The sequence below is a fragment of the Cryobacterium glucosi genome (assembly GCF_004402235.1).
GTDB lineage: Bacteria > Actinomycetota > Actinomycetes > Actinomycetales > Microbacteriaceae > Cryobacterium > Cryobacterium glucosi.
In genome coordinates this window covers 83,727-93,758 of sequence record NZ_SOFS01000032.1, presented here as the reverse complement: position 1 = coordinate 93,758, position 10,032 = coordinate 83,727, and the positions used below count along the sequence as shown (strand labels likewise).

Genomic DNA, 10,032 nt, shown 5'->3' with positions numbered 1-10,032 from the left:
AACGCCGACTTCGCCGTCGTCGCCGCCAACGCCGCATCCCGCGCCAACCCCAGACTCACATTCAACTCCACCTGCCGCACCCGCAACCGATCAGCATCCCGCACCGCGAACAACAGGCGCAGGGCACCAGCCATCACGGTCACGACGGCGGTGACGATCGAGAAGTACGACAGGGAGGTGAATTGATTCACCAGGGCAACCGCAAGGGCGCCGAGAGTGAATATCGAGGGAATCGCCAGTACGAACGCCGAATCCGACCCGACAGGCCTCGGGGTGCTCCGGGACCGCCAGGCCGCGGCCACGAGGAGCAGGGCGGCGAGCGGCCAGAGCGCGTTGACCGGCGCTCCCGGCAGATCGAGCCCGGGAAGGCCGGTCGCCTGGATGAGGTTGCCCAGGGCCATCAACGAGAATGCAGCTGTGCACAGCGCCCAGATCTGACTCGGGCGCCGGCCGAGGGCGGCGGCCGTGCCGACAAGGATGGCGACGAGCACGAGCGGGGCGACCGCGTAGACGATGGAGATCAGGCTGTCGACGGTGATCTCGTCGGCAGCGCGATAGAAGAGCGCAGACGCGATCGACAGCAGACCCAGGCTTGCAATCACACCGTCGAGCCACACGGAGGCCGTTGACGGCGGCAGCCGCTTCCGCACCAGCAGGACCAGCCCGGCGAAGGCGAGCCCGAAGAAGGCTGCGTCGAGTGCGAAGGCGAACGCATCCAGCACGCCGGCGGCGTCATGGTCCGTTGCGGCCGCCGCCGTGCCGGCCGCGTCCGACAGCGCGACGGCGTACAGTGCGCCGGCAAGCGCTCCCCAGGCGGGGCGCTCGATCGGGCGCAGGACCACTCGAGCTCCGACCAGGGTCGCGGCTCCGAGTTCGAGCGCGATGTAGAACCAGCCGTCGAGCCACCCGGGGCGGCCGGGGCCGGTCACGAGGAACGTCGACGCGGCGTATGCGACGGTCCCGATGAGAATCGCCATGAACGAGACCCGGATCGATCCCGGCGCGTCGGGCAGGAGCGAAGCGACGCTGGCGGACCCGCGCTGTGCCACCTGAATCGACCTCTCGTCCGGGTCGTCGCCCCGGCGGCCGCCCGTGCATGCACTGGCCATCCTCAGCGCAGGTCCGGAGCAGGTGACGACGGACGTCAACTGCTACTTACAGTGCAGCATTGCATGCAATTTATCAACTGCGAGCGGCTCGACCCCGGGACTCCCCGCGTGAAGCGATCAGCCGTGCAGGTCCCGCACGACGGCGTCGAGGGCGTTCACCGTGAGTGAGACGGACTCGACGTCGATCCGCTCGTCGTTGCCGTGGAAGAGCTGGCGGAACATTCCGTAGTCCCAGCGCCGGCTGAGCAGGGCGAAACCGTACGCGGGGATGCCGCGGCGGCGGTAGAACCGGGCGTCTGAGCCGCCGACGCTCAGCATCGGCAGCAGGTCGGCGTTCGGGTACGCCCGGCGGGCGGCCGCACCGAGGGCGTCGTAGAGCGGTGTGTCGATCGGAGAGCGGGTCGCGGCTTCGAACCCCTCGCCCTCGATCGTCACGTCGGCCATGAGCTCGCCGAGCGCCTCGCGGAGGTATGCGTCGACATCCGCCGCCGCGATGCCGGGCAGCACCCGGATGTCGAGGGTCACCGTCGCGAGGGCGGGAATGACGTTGTCCTTGTCACCGGCCCGCACGACGTTCGGCGAAACGGTCGTGTGGGTCGAGGCGTGCGCGAAGCCGGCGAGGGTGCCGAGTTCGTGCAGGGCGTCGATGATACGCACGGGGTCGAGGAGCCGGGCGGCGAGCGCCGGGTCGAGGTCGAGCGCAGCGACGTAGCGGCGCCAGTCCGGGGTGATCTGCACGGGCGCGTGGTATCGGGAGAGCCGGTACACCGCATCCGCTGCGATGATGGCGGCGTTGCGGGCACCCCAGGGCGCCGAACCGTGCCCGGGGGTGCCGTGCACGACGAGGCGACGGCCGGCGAGGCCTTTCTCGCCGATCGTCGTGGAGATGGAGGGGGTGGGGCCGACGGGCACGCCGCCGGACTCGGTGAGGACGAAGTCGGCGTCGATCAGGTCGAGGCGGTTCTCGGTGAGCCACTCGACGCCCAGGCCGCTGCCGGCCTCCTCGTCGGCGACGGCCGCGAACACGAGGTCGCCCCGGGGTCGGAATGAACCGGTCGCGATGGCACGTGTGACGGCGGCGTAGCTCGCGGTGAGGCAGAGCATGTCGAGAGCGCCTCTGCCCCAGATCTCGCCGTCGACGATCTCCGCCGCGAACGGGTCGCGGCTCCAGCCGGCCTCGTGCACGGGGACGACATCGAGGTGGCCGACGAGGGCGAGGGAGGGCGCGCCGGGGTCCGTTCCGTGGATGCGGGTGATCAGGGAGGCCCGGCCCGGGTGCGGTTCGACGACCTCGAGGTCGAGGCCGGAGCCGGCGAAGAAGCCCTCGAGGGTGCGCACACTGCGGATCTCGCCGCCGGAGTCTGCTGTGCCGTCGTTGACGCAGGCGTTGCGGATCAGGTCGCGCAGCAGGTCGACAGTGGCGCGGGTGAGCGCGTCGTCGGGGTGCGTGCTGCCCGGAATGATGCTGCCGGGAAGGGTGTCGTCTGCGATGGTGCGGTCCTTTCGACAGGTGCCCACACTCTACCCGAGCGGATGCCGGGCTCGGGTCGGCTCAGCTCAGCTCAGGCCGCGATACGACCGGCCGCTTCGATGGCCGCGAGCTGGCGCTCGAGGCTCTTCAGCAGCAGCGGGAGCTGGTCGGCGGGAGCGTCGGGGGCCTCAGGGTGCCACTGCACGCCGGTGATCGGCGCGAACTCGTGCTCGACGGCCTCGATGAGCCCGTCGGGGGCCACCGCTGCGGCGAGGAGGCCGGTGCCGAGGCGGTCGACGCTCTGGTGGTGCGCGCTCTGCACGGCGGCGAACGCGCCGCCGAGGCTGTCGGCGAGTACGGTACCCTCGAGCAGTTCGACGGTGTGTTCGCGGAGGATCCGGTCGATCGGCACGTCGACGTTGCGGTGGATGCCTTCGTCGATGTGCTGCACGATGCTGCCGCCGAGGGCGACGTTGATGATCTGGAGGCCGCGGCAGATGCCGAGCAGCGGGGTGCCGTGCTCGAGGGCGCGGCGCACGAGCGCAAGCTGGCCGTCGTCGGCGACCGGGAAATGCAGGGTTTCTTCCGGGTAACCGGAGACGCCGCCGTAGAAACGGGGAGTGATGTCTTCCCCGCCGAGGATGACGATCGCGTCGGCATCCGCTGTCGCGGTGAGCAGGGTGGCGATGGTCATGTCGGCCGCGGCGAGGCGGGTGACGGCCCAGCCGCCCTGTTCGGCTGCGGCCACGACGGTTCCGTTGAGGACCTGGACCTTGGCGTGGTACGCGGGCCGGTCCGGGCGGCTTCCGATGACCTCGACGACCGCGAGGCGCGGGGCGGTGGTCTCGGCCATGCTGCCCTCCAGGCTGTTTCATCGTATGCGGTGTTCCCAGTGTGGGCACTGCCGGCTCCGGACGCGAACGGGGCCGTCACAGTCCGCAACAGAAGGTTCGTAGACGGGTAGGTCTGGCCGTTCTATGCTCGCGGCAGGAGGGCACCGGGCACCCGCCCTCGCCTGCCATTCCCGCGCCGAAGGAGGCGAGTCCATGCGGTCACGACGGCTGCTGTTCCTGGGGGTCGTCCTCGCGGTCGTGGGCCTCGGGGCAGGGCCGGGGACTCCGGCATCCGCCGAGGATCCCCCGAGCTTCGGGTCGAGCCACGTGGTCGACAGGGTCGGCGCCCTCGGCTCCCGCACCGCGGAGGTGACCGCCGCCCTCGACCGGCTCTACGCGGAGACCCGCACCGACCTCTTCGTCGCCTACGTCGACAGCTTCACCGGAGTCGCCGACCGCCAGCAGTGGGCAGACCAGACCGCCGACGAGAACGGGCTCGGCACCAACGATGTGCTGCTCGCCGTCGCAACAAGCGACCGCCAGTAGCAGCTCTCGGTCGCGCAGAATTCGACCCTGACGGATGCGCAACTTCTGGAGGTCGAAACCGTCGCGATCGAACCGGCCCTGCGCGTGAACGACTGGGCCGGGGCGGCGATCGGCGCCGCGAACGGCTTCGCGGCGACGATCGGCGGCCAGCCGGTTCCAGCGCCCTCGCTCACCCCCGGTACCGCGAATCCCGGAGGAGGGGCCTCCGGGGGCGGCCTCATCACGGTGATCCTCGTGGCGCTCGTCGTTTTCATCGCGATCGTCGCGGGGACGATCGTGTTCTTCGCTCGCAGACGGCGGGGCGCGGCGGTGGCTGCAGCCGGTGCAGCCGGTGCAGCGCCTCCCGTCGGAACCGGGCAGCCCGCCGCCCTCTCCACCGAAGAGCTCTCCCGGCGGGCGGCGACCGCCCTCGTCCAGACCGATGACGCCGTGACGTCGAGCGAGCAGGAGCTCGGCTTCGCCCTCGCCCAGTACGGTCAGGAGGCCACGGAGGCGTTCCGCACGGCCCTCGACTCCGCGAAGGCCGCGCTCCGGGCCGCGTTCACCCTCCAGCAGAAGCTCGACGACGCCGTCCCCGACACCGAGGAGCAGCGCAGGGACTGGTTCCTCGCCATCCTCGACGGCTGCGAGCAGGCCAACACGACCCTCGACGACCAGGCGGCGGACTTCGCCGCGCTGCGCCAGCTGGAGAAGAACGCTCCGGCCGCCGCGGCATCCGCTACCCGCGATACCGACGCCGCCGAGAGCAGGATCGCGCCCGCCGCCGCCCGTATCGCCGAACTCGCCGGCCGGTATACCGCGGCCGCACTCGGGACCGTCGCCGACAATGCCGACCAGGCCAGGGAGCGCATCGCCTTCGCACGCATGGCACTGTCGGAGGCCGGCAAACGGATCGAGAGCGACCCGCCGGGAGCAGCCGTCGGGATCCGTGCGGCGGAGGAATCGGTCGACCAGGCCGGGCTGCTGCTCGATGCCGTCGACCGGCTCGGAACCGACCTCTCCGCGGCGGCGGACCGGGTCTCGGCCACACTCGCGGAGTTGCAGGGGGATCTCGCCGCGGCCCGCGCGCTGCCCGCCACCCCTGCCGGCGTCATCGCCGACACCGAACGCGCCGTCGCCGAGGTCTCCGCCCGGCTCGGCGCCGGACCGATCAACCCGCTCGAACTGCTCGGCCGGCTCGAGGCGACCAACGCGCGCATGGATGCCGCGCTGCAGGGGGTGCGGGACGCGGCCGCCCAGGCGCAGCGCACCGAGGCCGCACTCGACCAGGCCCTGCTCTCCGCGCACGGCCAGGTCTCGGCGGCGGAGGACTTCATCACGGCCAGGCGCGGCGCCGTCGGTGCCGAGGCGCGCACCCGGCTCGCCGAAGCCGGACGTCTGCTCGCCCAGGCCGACGGCACCCACGCGACCGACCCGGGCTCCGCTTTCACCGCCGCGCAGCGCTCCGGCTCGCTCGCCGCGGAGTCGATCACCCTGGCACGAGCGGATGTCGACGGTTTCGCGGGCGGGCCCGGCCCCGGGCCCGGCCCCGGTACCGGCCCCGGTACCGGCCTCGGGCAGGGGGGAGGTCAGGGTGGCGGCACCGGGTCCGGCATGCTCGGCGCCGTCCTCGGCGGGATCCTGATCAACTCGGTTCTCTCCGGCAACCGCGGTGGCGGTCTCTTCGGCGGCGGCACATTCGGCGGCGGCCCCTTCGGTGGTTCGCGCGGCCGGGGCGGTGGCGGCGGGTTCGGCCTGCCGGGCGGCTTCGGCGGTGCGGGCACCCGGTCCCGCCGCGGCGGGGGCGGGAGGTTCTGACTCACTTCACCCCATACAGCGGAAGCACACAGACACGCGCCACACTGGACCCGCCCGCAGAATCACTCGAAAGGACACTGTCATGACCAAGCAATCCATCTTCGGCCGCATCGCACAACTGGCCAAGGCGAACATCAACTCCCTGATCGACTCGGCAGAAGACCCGAAACTCATGCTCGACCAGATGGTGCGCGACTACAGCAACAGCATTTCGGATGCCGAGGGTGCCATCGCGGAGACGATCGGCAACCTGCGCCTCCTCGAGGACGACCACCGGGAGGACGTCGAGGCCGCGGCGGAGTGGGGCGGGAAGGCACTCGCCGCGAGCCGCAAGGCCGACGAGCTGCGCGCAGCGGGCAACACCGTGGACGCCGACAAATTCGACAACCTCGCCAAGGTCGCGCTCGGCCGCCAGTTGCAGTCTGAGAAGGAGGCGAAGGCCGCCGAGCCGCAGATCGCCTCGCAGACCACCGTCGTCGAACAGCTCAAGACCGGTCTCAACGCGATGAAGGAGAAGCTCGGCCAGCTGTCCGCCAAGCGGGACGAGCTCATCGCCCGGTCGAAGACAGCCGCGGCGCAGACCAAGGTCATGGACGCCGTCAAGAGCATCGACATCATGGATCCCACGAGCGAGGTCAGCAGGTTCGAGGACAAGATCCGCCGCGAGGAGGCCAAGGTGCGCGGGGCGAACGAGCTCGCCGCGTCGAGCCTCGACGCCCAGTTCGAAAGCCTCGAAGACCTCGGCGAACTGACCGAGGTCGACGCCCGCCTGGCGGCGCTCAAGTCCTCCGGCGCGAGCGAGATCGAGAAGTAGCCCACGGCGCTAAACCGCCGAGAGGGCACACTTTTGAGTTCGGAGAACGTGCGCGGTGCCCTCGCGCGCGACAACCCGCGAGGCGCATACTGGAGTATGGCTCCCTCCTTCGTTGTCGTGCCGCAATGGCAGGGTTCGGTTTCTCCGCGCGCAATGCGCCTCAGCGATGGTGCGGAGGCGATCCGGGGTGATCTCCCGTCCTCCGCGACCGTCGAAGTCCCGGTTCCGGTCGAGGCCGGCGACGCGCAGGACACCGGCATCGACCGGTTCTCGAGCCTCGTCATGGTGCGCGAGCGCCTCACCCGTGCGCTGCGCGACTGCGTCACCCCCGTCCTCACGATCGGCGGCGAGTGCGGCGTCTCGCTCGCGGCCGTCGGCCACGCCTCGGCGCGGCATCCGGGCGGCCTTGCCGTGGTCTGGCTCGACGCGCACCCCGACCTGCACACCCCCGAATCATCGCCTTCCGCAGCTTTCGGCGGCATGGTGCTCCGGGCGATCGCCGGCGAGGGTGTCGACGGGCTCGTGCTCGGCGCGGACGAACGGGTGCCGTTCGACCGGATCGTGATCGCGGGAGCCCGCGACATCGACCCGGCCGAAGCCGAGCTCATCGGTGCGGCGGGCATCCGCAGCCTGTCGATCGAGGAGCTCGAGACGCCGGACGGCATTCTCGCCGCGGTCCGCGCGACGGGGGCGACCGCGTTCTACCTCCACCTCGACCTCGACGTGCTCGACCCCTCCGTGCTGACCGGGCTCTCGAACCTCCTGCCCTTCGGACTGAGCGTCGAGACCCTCGGCCGCACGATCACCGCGCTCAGGGCCGAGTTCGAGCTCGCCGGCGCCACGATCGCGGGCTTCGCGCCCGCCTCCCCCGAGGCCGCGAACGACGACCTGCCGAGCATCCTCCGGATCATCGGCGCCCTCACCCGCTGACCCGCGCACCGCAACGTCCGAGATTTTCGCCACACGCCGTGAATCCGGGCAGTGGATGCCGCGGGTCGCGCACAACTCCGACGTTGCGTTGTCCTGCACCGCGGGCAACGCCCCGAAACCCACCAGCACCAGGAAGGCATCCGTGAGCGAGCAGCGCAGCACCGAACAGAGCCGAACAGAGCACGACCCCGGCGGGCAGGACCGCGCCCACCAGGAACTCCGGGTGCTGACCGAGCGGCGCGGGCACGTGCTCCTGATCGGGCTGAACCGGCCGGAGAAGCGCAACGCCGCCGACCTGCTGATGCTGCAGCAGCTGTCCCTTGCCTACGGCGAGCTCGATCGCGACCCCGGGCTCAGGGTCGGCCTCGTCTACGCCGTCGGCGAGCACTTCACGGCCGGCCTCGACCTGGCCGACATCGGCCCGCGCCTCGGCCCGGACGGCATCGACATGGTGCCGGACGGCGGGGTCAACCCCTGGCAGGTCGACGGCCGAGCGGTCTCGAAGCCGGTGGTGATGGCCGTGCAGGGTACCTGCCTCACACTCGGGATCGAGCTCATGCTCGCGAGCGAGATCTCGGTCGCTGCCGCCTCGACGCGGTTCGGGCAGATCGAGGTGGCCCGCGGCATCCTGCCGTTCGGCGGAGCCACGATCCGGTTCCCCCGCGCGGTCGGCTGGGGCAATGCGATGCGCTGGATCCTCACCGGTGACATGTTCGATGCCGCGGAGGCCCTGCGGATCGGGCTCGTGCAGGAGGTCGTCCCCGACGGCACCGAGTTCGACCGGGCGCTCGAGCTCGCCGGGCGGATCGCCGCCCAGGCCCCGCTCGCGGTGCAGGCGACCCTCGCGAGTGCGCGAGACGCCGTGCGACTCGGCGATGCCGTCGCGGAGGCCGGGCTGCAGCCGACCCTCGGCGTGCTCGCCGCGAGCGAGGACGCCCGGATCGGCATGGAAGCATTCCGCACCAGAACCGCCGCGGAATTCGTGGGGCGCTGAACCACGTGACTCATCGACGACAGGAGACACCATGAACGACCAGACCACGACCTACGACGTCATTGTGATCGGCGGCGGCGCCGTCGGAGAGAACGTCGCAGACCGCACCGTTCAGGGCGGGCTGAGCACGGTCATCGTCGAAAGCGAACTCGTCGGGGGCGAGTGCTCGTACTGGGCGTGCATGCCGTCCAAGGCCCTGCTGCGGAGCGGAGCGGCACTCTCCGCCGCACGCCGGGTCGGCGGAGCCGCCGAGGCCGCGACCGGTGAGCTCGACGTCGCCGCCGTGCTGCGTCGCCGGGACTCGTTCACGAGCCACTGGGCGGACGACGGCCAGGTCGGCTGGCTCGACTCCGCGGGAATCGCCCTCGTCCGCGGGCATGCCCGCCTCAGCGGCGTGCGCGAGGTGACCGTCACCGGCACGGACGGGACGACGACCGTGCTCACGGCCCGGCACGCCGTCGTGGTGAGCACCGGGTCCTCCGCCGTGCTGCCCGACATCCCAGGAATCGGCACCGTCGACCCCTGGACCAGCCGCGAGGCCACGAGCGCCCAGCACATCCCGGAGAGCCTCGCCATCATCGGCGGCGGTGTCACCGCGGCCGAAATGGCCACGGCGTACACGTCGCTCGGCGCCCGGGTCACGCTCATCGTGCGCCATTCCCTCCTCGGCAAGGAAGAACCGTTCGCCGGCGAACTCGTCATCGAGGCCCTGCGCGCGGCGGGAGCGACGGTTCTGACCGGCGAGGCTCCCGTTCTCGCGATGCGCTCTGCCGACGGCGACGTCGTACTCACCCTCGCGAGCGGTGGAACCGTCACCGCGACAGAGGTCCTCGTCGCGACGGGTCGCGCACCGCGCACCGACGACCTCGGGCTCGCGTCCGTCGGGCTTCCCGACGGCGGCTGGCTGACCGTAGACGACACCCTGCTCGTTCAGGGCGACGCGGCGGACCTCGCCGGCGACTGGCTGTACGCGACCGGCGATGTCACGCATCGGGCCCTCCTCACCCACCAGGGCAAGTACCAGGCGAGGGCGGCGGGCGACGTGATCGTCGCCCGCGCCTCCGGCCGGGCCGTCGACGACTCCCCCTGGGGCACCCACGTCGCCACCGCAGACCACTCCGCCGTCCCCCAGGTCACCTTCACCGATCCCGAGGTCGCCTCGGTCGGGCTCAGCCAGGCGGCGGCAGAGAAGGCCGGCCTCCGGATCCGGGTGCTCGACTATCCGATCGGAAGCGTCGCCGGAGCGAGCCTGCAGGCCGATGGCTACACCGGCATGGCCAGGGCCATCGTCGACCTCGACCGGGAAGTGCTCATCGGCGTCACGTTCGTGGGCCAGGACGTCGCGGAACTCCTGCACGCGGCGACCATCGCCGTCGTCGGCGAGGTACCGATCAGCCGGCTCTGGCACGCGGTCCCGGCCTACCCCACGATGAGCGAAGTCTGGCTGCGCCTGCTGGAGGCATACGGCAGGCCGTAGCGCGGCATCCGCTGCCGCAGCCGGCGCTGACGGCGGCTGACAGCCGCTGACAGCGCGCGGC

At 71.3% G+C, this 10,032-nt stretch carries 9 protein-coding genes; 6 read left to right on the top strand and 3 right to left on the bottom strand.

All coding sequences use genetic code 11. From position 1 onward, the window contains the following. The 3 genes from E3O46_RS14175 to E3O46_RS14165 all read right to left on the bottom strand — a co-directional run. Nucleotides 1-977 (bottom strand): hypothetical protein (locus tag E3O46_RS14175; RefSeq protein WP_166791085.1); only part of this gene is annotated, 977 nt, incomplete at its 3' end. Between the two features lie 249 nt (nt 978-1,226). Then, complete coding sequence (locus E3O46_RS14170; RefSeq protein WP_198413723.1) at nt 1,227-2,627, bottom strand: M20/M25/M40 family metallo-hydrolase; 1,401 nt, start codon at nt 2,625-2,627, stop codon at nt 1,227-1,229. A 44-nt stretch (nt 2,628-2,671) separates the two neighbouring features. Continuing rightward, the gene (locus E3O46_RS14165) at nt 2,672-3,433 is read right to left on the bottom strand and encodes a gamma-glutamyl-gamma-aminobutyrate hydrolase family protein (RefSeq protein ID WP_134561925.1); all 762 of its coding nucleotides are present in this window, start codon (nt 3,431-3,433) and stop codon (nt 2,672-2,674) included. Between the two features lie 193 nt (nt 3,434-3,626). On the opposite strand from E3O46_RS14165, the gene E3O46_RS18780 reads away from it, so the two are divergent. The 6 genes from E3O46_RS18780 to E3O46_RS14140 all read left to right on the top strand — a co-directional run bounded on the left by E3O46_RS18780 (nt 3,627) and on the right by E3O46_RS14140 (nt 9,971). Continuing rightward, complete coding sequence (locus E3O46_RS18780) at nt 3,627-3,959, top strand: TPM domain-containing protein (protein ID WP_241987430.1); 333 nt, start codon at nt 3,627-3,629, stop codon at nt 3,957-3,959. An 84-nt stretch (nt 3,960-4,043) separates the two neighbouring features. After that, on the top strand, nt 4,044-5,756 hold the full coding sequence (locus E3O46_RS14160) for a coiled-coil domain-containing protein (RefSeq protein ID WP_241987429.1): 1,713 nt from the start codon (nt 4,044-4,046) through the stop codon (nt 5,754-5,756). Nucleotides 5,757-5,838: 82 nt separating this feature from the next. Then, the gene (locus E3O46_RS14155) at nt 5,839-6,570 is read left to right on the top strand and encodes a PspA/IM30 family protein (protein WP_134561924.1); all 732 of its coding nucleotides are present in this window, start codon (nt 5,839-5,841) and stop codon (nt 6,568-6,570) included. A 96-nt stretch (nt 6,571-6,666) separates the two neighbouring features. Then, a complete protein-coding gene (locus E3O46_RS14150; RefSeq protein ID WP_134561923.1) occupies nt 6,667-7,500 on the top strand; it encodes an arginase family protein in 834 nt (277 codons plus the stop codon). A gap of 142 nt (nt 7,501-7,642) precedes the next feature. After that, complete coding sequence (locus E3O46_RS14145) at nt 7,643-8,494, top strand: crotonase/enoyl-CoA hydratase family protein (RefSeq protein WP_277612980.1); 852 nt, start codon at nt 7,643-7,645, stop codon at nt 8,492-8,494. 31 nt (nt 8,495-8,525) lie between these two features. Continuing rightward, a complete protein-coding gene (locus E3O46_RS14140; protein ID WP_134561922.1) occupies nt 8,526-9,971 on the top strand; it encodes a dihydrolipoyl dehydrogenase family protein in 1,446 nt (481 codons plus the stop codon). Nucleotides 9,972-10,032: the final 61 nt, after the last annotated feature.

Coding starts and splice junctions, on each gene's coding strand:
- E3O46_RS14165 (WP_134561925.1), bottom strand. CDS start 3,433: ATGGCCGAGACCACCGCCCCGCGCCTCGCGGTCGTCGAGGTCATCGGA.
- E3O46_RS18780 (WP_241987430.1), top strand. CDS start 3,627: ATGCGGTCACGACGGCTGCTGTTCCTGGGGGTCGTCCTCGCGGTCGTG.
- E3O46_RS14155 (WP_134561924.1), top strand. CDS start 5,839: ATGACCAAGCAATCCATCTTCGGCCGCATCGCACAACTGGCCAAGGCG.
- E3O46_RS14150 (WP_134561923.1), top strand. CDS start 6,667: ATGGCTCCCTCCTTCGTTGTCGTGCCGCAATGGCAGGGTTCGGTTTCT.
- E3O46_RS14140 (WP_134561922.1), top strand. CDS start 8,526: ATGAACGACCAGACCACGACCTACGACGTCATTGTGATCGGCGGCGGC.